The organism is Pedobacter sp. KH_004 (assembly GCF_057840755.1).
Genome location: NZ_CM174519.1, coordinates 1,669,606 through 1,686,737 on the forward strand (window position 1 = coordinate 1,669,606; position 17,132 = coordinate 1,686,737).

The window sequence follows — 17,132 nt, forward strand, 5'->3', positions numbered from 1 at the left end:
CTAATGTGCAACAATTGCTGCATTTTCCGAGGCCTGGATTTCAGTTTTAATAAACCGTTTTCCGATCAACAGGCATACTAAAGCGATAAATGCTGCAGCGGTCATCACTAAAGGCATAGGAATAACTGAATGCTCACTAAATAAACTCACCATTACAGAAGCTAGTGCACCAAGACCCATTTGCAAAGCGCCCATAAGTGCAGATGCACTCCCTGCATTTTTGCTGAATGGAGCCAATGATAAGGCTGCTGCATTTGGATTGATAAAGCCCAAGCAACATAGAAACAAAGCGATAAAACCAATGGTTGAATATAAATTTAACCAATCGTTTAAAGCAAAAATCAAAAATATTAAACTGAATACGCATTGAGCTAAAAGCGCTATCGTAACAATTTTTTTGCTCGTAAACCATCGTAAAAATAAACTGTTTAGTTGGCTCGAACCAATGAAGGCTACAGAAAGCAGTGCAAAGATCCACCCATAACCAGTTTTGCTAACGGAGTAAATCTTCATAAAAACCTGTGGCGACGATGATACGTAGGCAAACAAACCAGAAAATGTAATTGAGCTGATGAGTGCATAAGTGGAAAATTGCGGCTCTTTTAAAACCGTGAAGAAATTTTTTAAAATTGGTTTCGGCTTTAACGAATAATTGGGATCAGGTTTATAGCTTTCGGGAAGTTTGAAAATGGAGGCCAGCAATATTATTATAGCCATAAAGCCTAAAAATACGAAAACATATTTCCAACCTAATGCGGATATCAAATAGCCGCCAGCAGTTGGTGCAAGCATCGGCGAAACGGCGATCACTAGCATCAGCGATGCAAACACTTTCGGACTTTCTTCAACAGAAAATAAATCGCGAACCATTGCTACTGAGGCTACTGCTGTAGCGCAACTGCCAATAGCTTGTACAAAACGCAAAACAATTAATTGATTTACATCTGTAACGGCTAAGCATAAAAATGAGGACACGATATACAAAGCCAATCCAAAAAACAGCGGTTTCTTTCTTCCGTATTTATCTAACAACGGGCCATAAAGTAGCTGGCCTGCAGAAATTCCGATAAAGAAACTAGATAGGGATAATGCAACTGTAGATTCTGTGCTTTTTAAATCCTTAGCTATATCAACAAAACCTGGCAAGTACATGTCAATTGAGAAAGGGCCAAGCGCTGCCAAGGAGCCTAAAATTAATATAAGATAAAAGTGCTGTTTCTTAGCCATGAATATTCCGATTTTTTTGAAGTCGCAAAGATTGGTAGATTATTTTTGCAAACCTATTTTTAAGGTCGAATGAGTGTAAAAGTCTTGGAAAAAATTACAGCTTAAAAACTAAATCTCATTTGATTTATCTTTAGATTTATACGCTATGACTTTTAAAACCAAAGAAAGCCGCTTACTTCTCGTTCTGGGAAGTTTTTTTGTGGCGAATGCAATATTATCAGAATTTATCGGTGTAAAATTATTTAGTGTTGAAGAAACGTTAGGCTTTAAAAAGTTTGATATCAATTTATTTGGTGTGCCTAATCTTTCGTTTGTAATGTCGGCAGGAGTGCTTACCTGGCCAATTATTTTTATCATGACCGATATCATAAACGAATATTTTGGGGTAAAACAAGTGCGATTTCTATCTATTTTAACTTCCATTTTGATAGCTTTTGCGTTTTTAGTGGTTTGGGGCTCGATGCATTTAAGCGCAGCCGATTTTTGGGTTCATCAAAATATAAACGGTGAAGATTTGAATATGAATAACGCCTTCGCTGGTATTTTTGGCCAAGGTATGTGGATTATCGTGGGTTCGATCATTGCTTTTATTGTGGGGCAGCTCGCCGATGTTTTAATATTCCATCGAATAAAAAAGATAACAGGAGAGAAGTCGCTATGGTTACGTGCTACTGGTTCAACTTTGGTTTCTCAACTGATTGATAGTTTCGTAGTAATTTTCATCGCATTTTATTTGAACCCTCAATATCATTATAGCTGGCAAATGGTTGCTGCTATTGGTTTGGTTAATTATACTTATAAATTTATCGTCGCTATTCTAATGACGCCCATTCTCTATATCGTTCATGCCATAATTGATGGTTATTTAGGGAAAGATTTAGCAAGGAAGCTAACCGAAATGGCTGGGAGGGGATAGCTTCATTTAATAAAATATGAAAAAGATATTTATAATAATAGCTGCCTTAACATTTTTATATGCCTGTAAGGAAAAACCTGGTGGAGGGGAAGCTGAACCAATTGATATTAGAGGCACTTGGAAACTGATATCAGGAAAAATTATTGATAAACACACTGGCAAAACCAGCGACTATCCAATGAATTTTGGAATGATTAAGATTATAAATGATACACATTTTGCCTTTTTAAAGCATTCTACAAATCCTAAAGACAGTTTGGGTTTTGATGCTGGTGGAGGAAGCTATACGCTAAATGGCAATGCTTACACAGAGCATCTTCAATATTATAAAAACAAAAATTGGGAAGGCCAAAAATTCGCTTTCAAAATTACTGTAGTAAATGATACGCTTACTCAAACAGGAGTGGAGAAAGTTGAAAAAGAAGGTGTTGATCGGGTAATTATCAAAAAATATATCAAAGAAATTAAATAACGCAAAAGGTCGGAATCGCTCCGACCTTTGTACTTAACAACAAAACAAATAAAAAAATTAACCTTAAAAATTTCTTATATCGACGCTAGTTCTTCCGCGAAGACATTTGCAGCAACCTGCTCCTGTTTGTAAATCTGCCTACCCGTATAGGCCACAAAAACATTTTTATCTAGTAGAAGATCACGATTACTAATCAAATTTCCCAATTTCACAGTACCGATTACGTATTTGTATTCGCTGGCTGAATAACGCTCGCTAATATTATCGAATTCCAGTAAGCTGATTAAATCTTCATCAGCATAACGCAAATAGATCTCTAATAAAATATCTTCAGTATGTTTTACACCATTTTCTGAGTGATATTTTTTGTACTCATAACGATAATCGTAACGTAGTGCAGCAATATCAGAAAGTACAGCAGCGCCTGTTGGGTGGCCACCTGCACCTTTGCCAAAGAAAAATTGCTTATCAGCAAAAGCCGCCTGAACCGTTACCGCATTGTATTCATTCTCTACATTGTATAAGAAATCATCTTTTGCTACCAATTTTGGCAATACATAGGTTACTATATCCTTTGTATTTACTTTTCTAGCTGTTGGAACCAGTTTAATTTTGAAGTTTTTTTCGCGGGCGTATTTAATATCGTAATGAGAAAGGTTTTGAATACCAATGTTCAATATCGCATCAGGGTTTACGAACAGGCCATAAGCATGTGCTGTTGCAATGGCTAGCTTGTACTTTGGGTCGTATCCACCAACGTCCAAAATCGGGTCAGTTTCTGCAAAACCTAAGTCTTGTGCTTCTTTTAGTGCCGAATCATAACTCTGATTTTCGTTAAAAATTTTCGATAAAATATAATTCGACGAACCATTGAAAATTCCGCTCAGGGCATGAAAAAGTTCATTATCATAGTATTCTTCCAGGTTTCTTATGATTGGAATACTTCCACAAACTGCACCTTCGTAAAGTAGCGATGTGCCATGTTGCTGTTGTAGATCTACTAACTCTTTCAAGTGCGTAGCAATCATCTTTTTATTTGCTGAAACTACGTTTTTACCATTCTTCAATGCCGTAGTTACAATTTCGTAAGCCGCATCAGCATCATTTATCAACTCTACAATCGTATTGATTTCGGAATTATTGAGAATCTCATTTTTATTCGTTGTAAATAGATCTTTATTGAGGGTACGTTTCTTTCTTGGGTCTTTAATCGCTATTTTAATGATTTCAAGGTTAAGGTTCTGGCTTTGGATGATGTCCAATAAACCTTGTCCTACAACTCCGAAACCAAATAATCCGATTTTTAAATTTTTGCTCATGGTGTTTTATCGTATCAAGTAGCGGAAAAAGTATCAAGAGTTGATGCTCAAAAAGGCTTTCGCTACCATTTGTTTTTGTTATTTTCTATTTGCCAGGGAAACGCGGATTACACTAAATTAGGTGCCGTAGTTCTTCGTGGCTGATTAATTGTTTTTAAGTTTTAAGCTCGGGTTTTGCCTCAAACCTTCCACCGTTTAACCTTCTGCCTGGTCAAGCAGTATGCTGCAGTTTGATAATCTTTTTGTTTCTGCTCTCTTTAATGAAATTCCCGATGATGTTTGTTAATGCATTTGTTTCAATCAAGAAACCATCATGACCATATTCAGAATGAATGGAGGCAAATTCCGCATCGTTAATATGATCAGCTAAAAATTTCTGCTCTGAAATTGGAAACAGGAAGTCATTTTCAATTCCTATAACTAGCGTATTTGCTTTAATTAGCTTCAAAGCCTCGGCAATTGATTTACGGTTGCGACCGACGTTATGGCTATCCATTGCTTTAGTTAAATAATAATAACTATAAGCATTGAAGCGGTTTATCAATTTCTCTCCCTGATAATTTTGGTATGATGAAGCCCTAAAATTATCCGTTTTATCGTTTACGCTTTCTACTTGCGTATTGCCATAGGCATGGTAAGTTCTGTAGCTTAGAAGCGCTATACTGCGAGCGGTTTTAAGTCCCTTACTACCGCCATCTGGCTGGTTGGCGTAAAAAGTTCTATCGGTGGTAATCGCCAAACGCTGACTTTCATTAAAAGCAATTCCCCACGGAGAGTGAACTGCATTCGTAGCAACCAAAATAAGATTCTCAATTCTGTTTGCCTCAATTATTCCCCATTCTACTGCCTGCTGACCACCTAATGAACCGCCAATTAATAATTTGATGTTTCCAATTCCTAAATGATCGGCCAATAGTTGGTGAGCAGATACAAAATCGCGGATAGTAAATTGTGGGAATGATAGATAATAAGGTAAGCCGTTTACAGGATTGGTACTTAAAGGATTGGTTGTTCCGTAGTTCGAACCCAAAACGTTCGCACAAATAATATAATGTTCTTCCGGATTAAACAAAGCGTTTTGCCCAAACAAACCTTCCCACCACTCAAAAACATCGGCATTTGCAGTTAAAGCATGGCAAACCCAAATTACATTGTCTTTTTTTGTATTTAATTTTCCATAAGTTTGATAAGCGATTTGCAGGTTTCGAATTTTCTTGCCGCTTTCTAACTTAAACTGTTTGGGATAACTATAAACCCCAACCTCTGAAGAGGTCTTTGAACTTCTATCGGTCATATTATTGACTGTAAATTTTTAAACATGTTTTGTTGCAACCCTTTTAAGGGATGGATAGTATTAGGCTTGTAAACTTTCAGTAGTTGCGTGAGCGCTGATAGTAGCAAAAGCCTGCTCAAAATCTGCTTTAATGTCATCGATATGCTCAATACCAACTGAAACCCTCAACGCATTTGGTTTTACACCTGCAGCTAATTGTTCTGTTTCACTTAGTTGTTGATGTGTGGTTGCCGAAGGCTGAATAATCAGCGTTTTAGCATCGCCAACATTTGCCAAGTGAGAAACCAGTTTTAGCTGATCTATAACTTGAGTTGCGTTTTCCTTGGTGCCATTTAACTCGAAAGATAAAACACCACCGAAACCATTGCTCAAATATTTTTTTGCCAGATTATTGTATTTGCTGCTCGCTAAACCTGGATAATGAACTTCTTTAACAAGCGGATGATTTTCTAACCAGGTGGCCAACTCCAAGGCATTATCTACATGGCGTTGTACACGAAGAGATAACGTTTCCAAACCTTGCAATAAAAGGAATGAATTGAAAGGCGAAAGGGCGGGACCCAAATCTCTTAAACCCTCAACCCGAGCACGAATGATGAATTGAATGTTACCAAATGGGCCGCCGATGCCAAAAACATCATTAAAAACCAATCCATGATAGCCTTCGGATGGTTCGGTGAACTGCGGGAATTTTCCGTTGCCCCAATTATAATTTCCACCATCAACAATTACGCCTCCAATGCTGGTTCCATGTCCGCCAATCCATTTTGTTGCAGATTCTACCACGATATTAGCGCCATGTTCCAAAGGTTTAAATAAATAACCTCCAGCACCAAAAGTATTGTCCACGATGAAAGGAAGATCGTATTTCTTCGCAATTGCTGCAATCTTCTCAAAATCAGGAATGCTGAAAGCCGGATTTCCAATGGTTTCTAAGTAGATCGCTTTTGTTTTCTCTGTTATCTTTTGCTCAAATTCTTCAGGCACATCTGGATTTGCAAAATCTACATGTATGCCCAGGCGTTTGAAAGCCACCTTAAATTGATTGTAAGTTCCTCCGTAAATATGTGTTGAGGAAACAATGCTATCTCCCGCTTCTAAAATATTATGCAATGCAATAAACTGCGCCGCCTGACCAGATGCTGTGGCTAACGCTGCAACGCCGCCTTCCAACGCCGCAATTCTTTTTTCAAAAACATCAGTCGTTGGGTTCATCAAACGCGTATAAATGTTGCCAAATTCTTTTAAGGCGAAAAGATTAGCGCCATGTTCGGCATTTTTAAATCCATAAGACGTAGTTTGATAAATTGGAACTGCTCTTGATCCTGTAGTTGGGTCTATTTCCTGGCCAGCGTGTAACTGTAGTGTTTCAAATTTATATGAAGTTGACATAATTCTAAATGATTGATTAAATGAATGTTGAAGATTGATTTCAAGCTTATGGTTATAAAATTTATCACCATAAATCAAGATAATTTTCTAGGGCGTATCCCGATCTATCGGGACCTTCCAATTTGAAAAAGAAACAAAGGAGGAAGATTTTTTAAATTACTGTATGCAACAGCACATACAAGTAGTCGCCCGCATATCACAACAAATCAATGAAATAGAAGAGTTCTCTACCTGATTGAGGTTTAGCTTAGGTTCGCCTTGCGATTGAAGATTTAGTATTTTCATCAGTTATAATTTATATCTCCAAATAACACCATGTTACTTGGTCAGGAATTGGCACCTTCTCTTTCTGAGGGTTGCCAGTGGGTCACGGAGCCAGTCTCTCGCCACTTCTTTATAAATCAATCCGATTAAAGATTGACTTTTATTCAGTTGTTAACCAAATAATATTTCAAATATCTAATTTAATTTCGAAACAACAAAATTAAATTCTGATAATTTGTTAAGTACTTGTGAATCATACACGTAATTTTAAATTGAAATCATAAAATAAACTTAACCTTAAAAATTTTATTTTTGTGATACCTATCTAATCATGATGAAAAAAATAAAATCTATTTCCTTAGTACTGCTAATTGCAATATCAGGATTAACAGCTCAGGCACAATTTGGGGGATTAAAAGACAAACTATTAAAAGTTGGAACGTCTCAAGGTGCTAAAGCTCTTGGTGTTGATAAATTTTTAAAGCAACCCGCTGCTATTACTACAGCATTTGAAGATGTAAACAGAGCGGGTGAAAAAATGCCTGATTTTAATGCCAAGGCTAAATTTCAGCCGCTATATTTATTGCCTAAAAACCCTGATGGCGGTTTCGTATTATGTGAAGGGTTTTATGAAATGACCAATAAGAGCTACTGTTTAAAAGCTGGAACTTTTGCACCTTCGAAAGGGGATGGCTATATGTTTGCTCCTGTTTTGGGTCCGAAAGAAGAGATTGTGGTTTCAATTTTAAAGAGCGCCGAGAAACATCCAGAGGTGGAACAGCATGATATTCAAATTTTGCTTTGGACGATTATTGCCAGAACAAAATTTGCAGATTATGCAGGAACAGTAAAGCTAACAGCATTAAAACTTTTAACGCCGAAACAATTGACCCAACTGGAAGGCGGCGCCTTAGGTATTTTACCTTTCGATGTTATGGAAAAAGCTAAAGATCAGCTTCCCTCAGGGATTAAAGCTGTTTTCGAGGCTGAAAACAATATCCGTCAGTTGGTTTCTTCTGGCAACTATACCTATGCCGATATGGAAAAATACGCCATTATTGCAGGTATGGCGCCAACAAGGGCCGATGTACCAAGTGGCATTTGGACAAAACATCCTGACGGTTATTACGTTCGTTATTTTCCATCTGGTTATTCGGTTACTAAAGTTCAGGTTTATGTGCCGAAGGAGTTGTTGGCGAATGGAAACAAAATTGTTTATGATGCTGCCGGCGATATTGCTTGTCCTGCAAATACTGGTTCCCAGCGGTTGGCCCAAACAAACGAGCCATTAGAGCCAAATTATTCTACGAAATTGGTAACGATTTGTAATCCTAAATAGATTTTGAATATGAGCGGGATTGTGATTCTTAAGAATTTGCAATCCCGCTTTTTGCTGTAGCCGCTATGGGGAAAATGAAGCGTAACGCTAAAACCGCCTGCCAGCCGCCGGCTAGGACTTAAAACAAAGGATTTTTTGTGAGCCAATACTAGAGTTGCTATTTGAGACACAGTAAGCAATCTTATCAATTGCAATAACCCACAGTTTTAAGATTGCTTCGTGCCTCGCAATGACGGGCTAAATTACCCAAGTGCTTGTTCTAGATCAGCAATAATATCATCCACGTGTTCCAAACCAACAGAAATTCTTAATAAGTTTTTTGGGGTTTTACTGTCTGGTCCCTCAACTGAATAACGGTGTTCAATTAAACTTTCCACGCCTCCTAAGCTGGTTGCTTGCGCAAACAACTTTACATTATTAACCACTCTGCTCGTTTCTTCCACATCACCTTTAACTAAGAACGACATCATTCCACCAAAATCCTTCATCTGTTTTTTAGCAATCTCATATTGAGGATGTGTTTCCAATCCAGGGAAGAATACGGCCTCTACTTTAGGATGGTTAACCAGATATTGCGCAACTAATTTGCCGTTTTCGCAATGGCCCTTCATGCGGTAAGCCAGGGTTTTTATACTTCTGCAGAGTAGGTAACAATCAAAAGGCGAAGGCACTGCTCCACCCGTTTGTTGTATATTTTTGATTTTTTCCCAAAGCTCATCTTTTTTGGCGGTAACCAAGATTCCACCTAAAACATCGCTGTGGCCACCCAAATATTTAGTGCTGCTATGCATAACAATATCAGCACCTAATAAAATTGGATTCTGTAGAATAGGAGAGGCGAAGGTACTGTCGCAAGCAAAGGTAATGTTGTTCTGCTTTGCAATTTTCCCGATTTCTTCAATATCCGTAATTTTTAGTAATGGGTTTGATGGGGTTTCTATCCAAATTAATTTGGTATTTGGTTTTATACTCGATTTAATTAATTCCAAATCAGTTTGATCAACAAAATCAAATTCTAAAACTTCGTTAAATATAGTGAGAAGCTGCTTTTTTATTCCCCAATACATATCATCAGGAGCAATAATATGGCTACCAGGTTTTAATGCCTGGAACAAACTCATTCCACAATTATTTCCTGAAGCGAAAGCTGCTGCATCTTCCCCACATTCTAATTTAGCTACAGTGTTTTCTAAAGCAGACCTGTTTGGGTTGCTCACGCGGCTATACATGTGCCCTCCAGGGTAGCCTCCACTCTCATCACGAAAAAAAGTTGTCGATAAGTTTATTGGCGGGGTAACATCTCCTGTAGCATTTTTAACAAGATTAGATGCGTGAATAGCAAGGGTTTCGGGTTTCATAATGATTTGATTGTAGTGCGAAATAATCGCATTGCAAATTAATAATTTGCTGCTAATTTAAGGTTCGAAATTGTTTTGGCAAGATTTATGTAAAGAGTTTCCCGAAATTAAATTAAACTAAAATGAAAAGATTATTTATAGCTATCGCAATAGCATGTTCTACTTTAGTAATGTTACAAAGTTGTTCATCAACTAAAAACGCTGCAACAGGTATTAGTGGCGGTAGAAGCACAGTTACCGGAACTTGGGTTTTAAACAATGTGGCCTTAGAGGGCTTGCCAGATCAAGCTGTTCAAGGTTTATTTGGAGAAAAATCGTACAAATGTTTCCAGGGAAGTACATGGAAATTAACCAATAGCGGAAACGGATCATATACTTTACCTGCATCAAGCACTTGTGGCGAGGTAATGCAAACTATTTTTTGGTCTGCTACGCCATCAGAAGAAACTTTTCAATTTAAGAAAATCTATGAAGGTGATAAAGCTAAAAACGTCACAGAAGGATATCGCCTGGTGTTAACGCAACTTTCAAAAGGCAATATGGTAATGAAATCTCCGATTGAATTTGGAGGCAAAACAGCAAATATCGTGTTGACTTTTTCGCCGGCAGTAAATTAACAAAAAACCTAAGGATTAATAGTAAAAGCACTTCTGAAAAGAGGTGCTTTTTTTGTTAAGTTGATTTGTTCAATAGTTCATTAGTACCATTGTTTACTGCGCCTAGTCCAATGACTAATTAACCAATCGGCCAGTGAACTATTCGTTTGTTACAACAAAATGATTTTCAAATCGCCCCAATATTGTACTTTTGTGCAAAATAAAATCAGGAATGAATACAACTGAGCAAGTTGAAAAAATATTAGCTGATACTTCATTATCAACTGAACTACAAAACATAGCACATAAAGTTCTCCATAAAGAACGGATTACTTTTGATGAAGGCGTTTATCTTTACGAGCATGCAGAATTAGGTTATCTGGGGGTTTTGGCAAACTTCATCCGTGAGGAAAAACATGGCGATAAGACTTATTTCAATCGCAATTTCCATTTAGAGCCTACAAATCTTTGTGTTTATGATTGTAAGTTTTGTTCTTATTCCCGTTTGATAAAGCAAAAAGAAGAAGGCTGGGCTTTAACGATGGAACAAATGCTCGATATTGTTAAAAAATACGATGATGAGCCTGTTACCGAAGTTCATATCGTCGGCGGTGTTTTGCCTCAATATGATGTGGCTTTCTATTTTGCATTATTTACTGCAATCAGAGCGCATCGTCCTGATTTACATGTTAAAGCATTAACACCCGTTGAATACCATTACATTTTCAAGAAAGCTAAAATTGATTATGCTACAGGTATGAAGTTGATGAAAGATGCTGGTCTACAATCTATGCCAGGGGGCGGTGCTGAGATTTTTCATCCTGAAATACGCGAGCAAATTGCTAAAGATAAGTGTACAGGCGAACAATGGCTGGCTATACATGAAGAGTGGCATAAATTAGGGATGAGAAGTAATGCAACGATGCTTTATGGCCACATAGAAGAGTTTAAACACCGTGTTGACCACATGGAAAAACTCCGTGATTTGCAGGATAGAACTGGCGGTTTTCAAACCTTTATTCCTCTAAAATTCAGGAACCAACACAATCAAATGAGCAATGTAGCCGAATCTTCAGTGATAGAAGATTTGAGGAATTATGCCATCGCCCGTATTTACATGGATAATTTCGACCATATCAAAGCTTATTGGGCGATGATTAGTCGCGAAACGGCCCAACTGTCGTTAAATTATGGTGTCGATGATATTGATGGAACCTTAGATGACACTACAAAAATTTATTCTATGGCTGGTGCTGAGGAGCAAACCCCTGCAATGAGTACCCGCGAATTAGTAGAATTGATTAAGCAGGTGGGGCGTAGAGCTATAGAACGTGATACCTTATATAACGTAGTTACCGACTTCGAAAATGTTGTTTTTGAAGAAGAAAAGAAACCAGCTTATTATAAGTTGCCAGTCGTAAATTAATGATAGAATGAGTGAATGACAGAATGAGTGAATTATGGCGATATGCTCAGTTTAATTCAAAAATTAATCATTCAATAAATTTAAAAAATGAAGAGTATTTATATTATCCGCCACGGCGAAACAGAACTTAACAGACAGGGAATAGTACAAGGCAGAGGTATAAATTCAGACTTAAACGATACAGGAAGGGCACAGGCTGAGGCTTTTTATCAAAAATATAAGGATATTCCTTTCGATAAAATTTATACTTCTGAATTAAAACGTACCTGGCAAACCGTTCAAAAATTTATTGATGCCGGATTACCGTGGGAAAAACTTTCTGGTTTAGATGAATTAGCTTGGGGAGTTTGGGAAGGTAAGCCGAATACGGAAGATTCTAGAGATGCTTTTCGTGAAATGTTGCAAGCTTGGGAAGACGGTAATTACGCTGCCCATTTTGAAGGCGGCGAAAGTGTGCAGGATGTTTACGAACGTTTGAAACAACCGATGGAAGTGCTATCCACACGGCCTGAAGAAGAAACCGTTTTACTTTGTATGCATGGCAGGGCAATGCGTGTGTTTCTTTGCCTTCTTCTTGATAAACCACTAAGCGAAATGACAGAGTTTCCGCATCAAAATACGGTTTTGTATAAAATGGGATTTGAAGATGGAAAGTTTACCGTTCTTGAATTTAATAGTGCCATTCATTTGGATGGTTTAGTGATTGGGTAACCTGCTTAACGCCAAACGCGTAGCGCAAAACATATATAATACCATTGAATAAGATTAAAATATCGGCTGTTGCCTATACCAACACCAAAGCTTTTATATACGGATTAGAGCATTCGGATATCATTAATAAGATAGAGTTAAGTTTAGATATTCCTTCAGATTGCGCTGCCAAAGTAATTAGTGGTGAGGTAGATATGGGTTTAATGCCTGTGGCTGCAATCCCCTTGGTTCCAAATGCGAATATTGTTGCAGACTATTGTATCGGTAGCGATGGCGCAGTTAATTCTGTGTTTATTTTTAGTGATGTTCCAGTTGACGAAATCAAAACCTTAAGACTCGATTCTCATTCAAGAACTTCTAATAATCTGGCTAAAGTGCTGTTGAAATTTTATTGGAACCAGGAAGTAGAATTTACAAAAGACCCTGCTGCAAAAACTGATGCCGTCGTTTTGATAGGTGATAGAACCTTTGGAAAAAAAGATGATTATGCTTTTGTTTATGATATGGGGCAGGAGTGGAAGAACTTTACAGGCCTGCCTTTTATGTATGCAGCCTGGGTAGCGAACAAAGAAATATCAACAGCCTTTAAAGAAGAATTTAATGCTGCTCTAAAACTTGGATTAGCAAACAGAAATGAAGTTTTGAAAGACTTACCACACACAAATAATTTCGATTTAGAAGATTACTTGTATCATAAACTCCAGTTTGAGGTTACCGAAGATAGAAAGAAAGCAATGAAATTATTTTTAGGCTATATTGAGGAGTTGGAGAAAGAAAAAGTTTAAACCAGATTTTATATATTATTTAAATCGTCAGGCAGTTAGAAGAGTTTAAATCTTATCCGAAATATTTAGAAAACTTAAACGTGGCAAAACTAATAAAAAAAGCAATCCCTATTTTTTAGAATTGCCTTTTAAATTTTAATGTGCTTTCATTTTTCCAGCAATGGTTTCCAGCTTACTTTTTAACTTTGACAATGCACCAGTAAGTGCCAAATCATAGTTATTTCCCAAGTTTGCTACTGCGATTGGTTCTTTTCCAGTAATTTTTGCCTCAATTAAGCAACGTTTGTCATCCAAGCCCTCTTTACTGCCGTTCTCGTCAGATAGATGCACCTCTAGGCGGGTAATTAAATCATCAAACCTTCCTAATGCATCATTGATGGCCCCTTTAATTTTATCTTCGTATTCCTGGTGAATGGTTAAATTTTTGTCGGTATTCAGTTGAATCGTCATAGTAAAAAGATTAAGTTAAATTATAAGAGTAACAGATAGTAAGAATAAACGTTTTTAAATCTTTAGTTTATTTATTAAATAATTGATCTTTAAATGATTTCATTTATTTTACCTTAGTAAAGTTAAACTTCCAGAAAGAATTGAGCAACCAGTTCTAAGTTTTAAAGTATAGTAGTAGATGCCTATTGGTAAATCGATACCTTTAATTTTCCCATCAAAAGAAAAACTTGGATCTGTAGATGAGAAAATTAGCATACCGTTTCTATTGAATAATCTGATCATAAATTCTGGATAACTATTTAATCCTTTTATTGACCAAGAATCATTTATATTATCATTATTAGGACTAAATGAATTCGGAATACCTAAAGAGCTTTCAGCCACTACGATTGAAATAACTGTTTTTTCGCTTTCACAAGCACCTTCAGAATAACTAACAAAATAATTCCGTGACTGCATCACATTAACGGAGAAATTATTTCGACTTTTTGCGATTGGAAAAGAAGAATTTTTCTGATCGTAGAGCAAATAATCTCCATTTTTGATTTCAGGCAAAGAGAAGGAGGCATTACCGGAGGCACAAATTTGAATCGGTAAAATGACACTAGGAGGAATTAATTCTGAGTATTCAAAATTGATACTAAAAATATCACTTAAGGCAGTACAGTTTTTACTATCATAAACTGTTAAAACATATTTATTAACTGAAACATTGGCTAACTCTAACTGATTACCTACAAGTTCATTTTTGATATTTTTCCATTCGTAACGATACGGAGGTATACCACCCTGAACAATAAGACCTTTTATAAAGCCGGTCTTCAAGCTACATTTATCATTCGCCAGTACTAACGCTTCATGGTTAATTTTTAACTGTTCAATTTCGTTAACCACAAACACGTCAAATAAGCTCTCACAATTTTTATCATTTGTGATGTAAAGTTTGTAGCCTCCCTTAGAAAGGTTTGATAGTGAAGTTTGATTACCAATAAAATTATTGTTTTCATCAACCCATCTTAATGATTTCGGGCTAGACCCATTAAATCGAATCGTTATTTTTCCATTTTTGTCATTACAAAATGAGTCTTCAATTTCTCTAATCACCAAATAATTTTCGTTACTAGTGTTCTCTTGAATAGTATAAAAATCAGTTGTTTTAGAGCAATAACTATTTGATATTTGTAACCTGTATTTTCCTGATGGTACATTTCTTAAATTTATCTCGAAACCTACTACATCCCCTTTTTCATTAAACCATTTTAATTCATCATTTGCACTTACGTTAATACCTGTAATTGAACCATTAGATAAATTGCAGGTTGCATTGTCAATATTTAAGCTCGTAACATCAATTGAAATAGAATTTGTTTCAGGAATAAGAAATGCTGCTGTTAATAATCCGCATGTGCTGTCATCTCTTACCTCCAGTGTGTATTCACCACTTTGAACATCCGTTAAATCTTCAGACTTAGACAAAATCAATCCATTTTTATCTTTCCACAGAAAATTTACCAGACCTAATCCAGTAGCAGATATCCCCCTTATACTACCATTACTACTGTTACAATTTGCAGCCTGAATTTTTTGATTTGATCTTTCTATATTTGGTCCCTCTGTGCTTTTGAGGATGATTGGTCCATAAGACCTTGAACACCCATTGAGAGTAGTAACAATTAAAGTATAGCTGCCGGGAGATAAATTAGTTAAGTCTAATAAATTAGTTTTAGCAACTTCCTTTTTATTTTCGTCGTACCATACGCCATTTGCTGAGCCTCCGGAATAATAAATTATTCCAGTAATCGAACCATTGTTTTTTCCACAAGAAGGCTGTTGTACCTTTAAATTATTGGTAATAAAGGTCGGTTCATTATTGATCAAAACGGCGGATGAAGCTTTAGTAAAGCACTTACCATTAAAACCTAATGCATAGTATGTTCCTGCAGGTAGATTTTCTACTTTTAAACCTTCACCAACTTTTTCATCTTTTGAATTAAACCATTCAACATTTAAAATATGTTCAGGCATCAACATTTCCAAGGATCCATTACTTAATCCGCAAGATGGGTTTACGCTTGAATACCAGCTACCATTCGTAGTCCTAATATGAGGTTGGGTAAATTCACTGGAAGTATTAATTAAGGTCGCATTAGCAACAAATCTATCGTTTTTAAAGTTTCCTGTTATAGCCCATTTACCAGATGCATCCGCATTGATTTTAGAGTAAAAACTAACTGGACTACACGATGTACAACCTGTATTGTCATTATAAATGTATACCTCTGAGTTAGGGGTAGCGATTCCAGAATATTCATTATCGTTGTTTACCAGAACTTGTATCGAAATACTTTTCTGATCTCTTATTGAGTATGCATATTCAGAGCAATAAATCACGTTTTTTCTGATCTCAATATTTTTAGATCCAAAGTTTCTTATGGTATTTGTATTTTGAAGAAAAATATTAACATCCTGCAAGTCATCAGAGCCGATTTGAATATTTTCTGAGTAAGCCATTTCTATTCCACCATAATATGTTTTTGAAGGATCAAAAAATTCTTCGTTCCTTAAAATTTTAAAGTTTTTGCTTTTAAAATTTAATTCAACCCTTAATCTGGTTGATTTGTTATCGGAAAATTCTCCACCATCTATCGATAAGTAAAGAGGTATAATACTTGAATTCGAGAAACTACTAGCCTCAAAACCAAATTTATTGAATCGCACATTATTATTCTTGCCGCTAAACGCTAACCCAGATGAGGTATAGCCACCAAGTATATTACCAAAACTTTCATCTACTCCTCCAAATTCAGAGTCATCCGCAGATAAATTTCCTAAACTATATGGTCTCATATAAATACCAACGCTAATACCTTGATTCCCATCAGTATGTAAACCAAACCAGTTTGATTGGATTTTGATTTTATTGTTCACAATCTGATATTGGTCGCTAGTTGATGCATTAACACAAATGTAATCCAGATCAAAAACATTACCCTTGCCGGGTGCACCAACAATAATATTTTTAACAAACTGCAAGTAGATTGCCGAAGATTGAGTTAAACCAAAACCACCATATTGATTTATTAAACTATAGAATTCGCGAATGTAAAGACTATAAATCTCAACATTTTCTACATTTCGTAAATTTAAACAACCTGTGTAATACTCGGTGGTTTGATAAACAGACCTATCTGCTTTTATGCATATTTTAGCAGGGCTAATGCCCAGAAACGATCCTGGCTGGGTAGATGCATCGATTACTATATTAGATGTAACAAAAGGTAGCTCTTTTTTCAATATAATCGTTCTTTCATTTTCACTGTTACCTGTAAGATTAAAGCTTATGACATCTTTCTGAATTGTTCCATTTGCGGCGGCAAGCGTCAGTGCTTCCCGAAGTGTTCCAGCTCCGGCGTCTAAATTGCTTGTCACAACGAATGTATCCGCAGTTGCGGCAAATTCAAGAAACAAAAAAAATATAAGGAAAAAAAAAACTTGATTTCATTTTGAGTGCGTAAAATTTATCCTAAAGTAATTTTTTTATGATGATTTTTAAAAATAAAGACAAGTAGACTATCAGATGTCT

General features: G+C 36.3%; 14 protein-coding genes and 1 riboswitch. Of the genes, 7 read left to right on the top strand and 7 right to left on the bottom strand.

Annotation, left to right across the window (positions count from 1 at the left end; genetic code table 11):
* Positions 1-1,227, bottom strand: coding sequence for a multidrug effflux MFS transporter (locus AC3ITD_RS07005; RefSeq protein ID WP_489365253.1), 1,227 nt, complete (start codon positions 1,225-1,227; stop codon positions 1-3).
* Positions 1,228-1,372: 145 nt separating this feature from the next.
* Between AC3ITD_RS07005 and AC3ITD_RS07010 the strand changes: the two genes are divergently transcribed.
* Both AC3ITD_RS07010 and AC3ITD_RS07015 read left to right on the top strand, forming a co-directional pair.
* Positions 1,373-2,143, top strand: a complete 771-nt coding sequence (locus AC3ITD_RS07010; RefSeq protein ID WP_489365255.1) for a queuosine precursor transporter — start codon at positions 1,373-1,375, stop codon at positions 2,141-2,143.
* A 16-nt stretch (positions 2,144-2,159) separates the two neighbouring features.
* Positions 2,160-2,615, top strand: a complete 456-nt coding sequence (locus AC3ITD_RS07015; protein ID WP_489365257.1) for a hypothetical protein — start codon at positions 2,160-2,162, stop codon at positions 2,613-2,615.
* Positions 2,616-2,689: 74 nt separating this feature from the next.
* Here the strand turns inward: AC3ITD_RS07015 and AC3ITD_RS07020 are convergent, their stop codons facing one another.
* From AC3ITD_RS07020 to AC3ITD_RS07030, 3 genes are all read right to left on the bottom strand, one after another.
* Positions 2,690-3,934: a homoserine dehydrogenase gene (locus AC3ITD_RS07020; RefSeq protein ID WP_489365259.1), complete on the bottom strand. Its 1,245-nt coding sequence runs from the start codon at positions 3,932-3,934 to the stop codon at positions 2,690-2,692.
* Positions 3,935-4,145: 211 nt separating this feature from the next.
* Positions 4,146-5,228 (bottom strand): homoserine O-acetyltransferase family protein, encoded by a 1,083-nt coding sequence (locus tag AC3ITD_RS07025; RefSeq protein ID WP_489365261.1) that lies wholly within the window; start codon positions 5,226-5,228, stop codon positions 4,146-4,148.
* A 60-nt stretch (positions 5,229-5,288) separates the two neighbouring features.
* A complete protein-coding gene (locus AC3ITD_RS07030) occupies positions 5,289-6,620 on the bottom strand; it encodes an O-acetylhomoserine aminocarboxypropyltransferase/cysteine synthase family protein (RefSeq protein WP_489365263.1) in 1,332 nt (443 codons plus the stop codon).
* Positions 6,621-6,912: 292 nt separating this feature from the next.
* Positions 6,913-7,023, bottom strand: a riboswitch (SAM riboswitch).
* Between the two features lie 192 nt (positions 7,024-7,215).
* On the opposite strand from AC3ITD_RS07030, the gene AC3ITD_RS07035 reads away from it, so the two are divergent.
* Positions 7,216-8,223 carry a hypothetical protein gene (locus AC3ITD_RS07035; RefSeq protein ID WP_489365265.1) on the top strand — a complete coding sequence of 336 codons (1,008 nt, stop codon included), beginning with the start codon at positions 7,216-7,218 and terminating at the stop codon, positions 8,221-8,223.
* A gap of 242 nt (positions 8,224-8,465) precedes the next feature.
* Here the strand turns inward: AC3ITD_RS07035 and AC3ITD_RS07040 are convergent, their stop codons facing one another.
* Entirely contained in the window at positions 8,466-9,581 is a 1,116-nt protein-coding gene (locus AC3ITD_RS07040; protein ID WP_489365267.1) for a trans-sulfuration enzyme family protein, read from the bottom strand.
* 122 nt (positions 9,582-9,703) lie between these two features.
* Here AC3ITD_RS07040 and AC3ITD_RS07045 point away from each other — a divergent pair, with 122 nt between their 5' ends.
* The 4 genes from AC3ITD_RS07045 (at position 9,704) to AC3ITD_RS07060 (ending at position 13,099) form a co-directional block, all read left to right on the top strand.
* Positions 9,704-10,198 carry a hypothetical protein gene (locus AC3ITD_RS07045; RefSeq protein WP_489365269.1) on the top strand — a complete coding sequence of 165 codons (495 nt, stop codon included), beginning with the start codon at positions 9,704-9,706 and terminating at the stop codon, positions 10,196-10,198.
* Between the two features lie 211 nt (positions 10,199-10,409).
* Positions 10,410-11,603, top strand: a complete 1,194-nt coding sequence (gene mqnE / locus AC3ITD_RS07050; RefSeq protein ID WP_489365271.1) for an aminofutalosine synthase MqnE — start codon at positions 10,410-10,412, stop codon at positions 11,601-11,603.
* A gap of 87 nt (positions 11,604-11,690) precedes the next feature.
* Positions 11,691-12,314: a histidine phosphatase family protein gene (locus AC3ITD_RS07055; RefSeq protein ID WP_265800461.1), complete on the top strand. Its 624-nt coding sequence runs from the start codon at positions 11,691-11,693 to the stop codon at positions 12,312-12,314.
* A 44-nt stretch (positions 12,315-12,358) separates the two neighbouring features.
* Positions 12,359-13,099, top strand: coding sequence for a menaquinone biosynthetic enzyme MqnA/MqnD family protein (locus AC3ITD_RS07060; RefSeq protein ID WP_489365274.1), 741 nt, complete (start codon positions 12,359-12,361; stop codon positions 13,097-13,099).
* A 135-nt stretch (positions 13,100-13,234) separates the two neighbouring features.
* On the opposite strand, the gene AC3ITD_RS07065 is transcribed toward AC3ITD_RS07060, so the two are convergent.
* Positions 13,235-13,549, bottom strand: a complete 315-nt coding sequence (locus AC3ITD_RS07065; protein ID WP_489365275.1) for an HPF/RaiA family ribosome-associated protein — start codon at positions 13,547-13,549, stop codon at positions 13,235-13,237.
* A 108-nt stretch (positions 13,550-13,657) separates the two neighbouring features.
* Positions 13,658-17,017 (bottom strand): T9SS type B sorting domain-containing protein, encoded by a 3,360-nt coding sequence (locus AC3ITD_RS07070; RefSeq protein WP_489365277.1) that lies wholly within the window; start codon positions 17,015-17,017, stop codon positions 13,658-13,660.
* Positions 17,018-17,132: the final 115 nt, after the last annotated feature.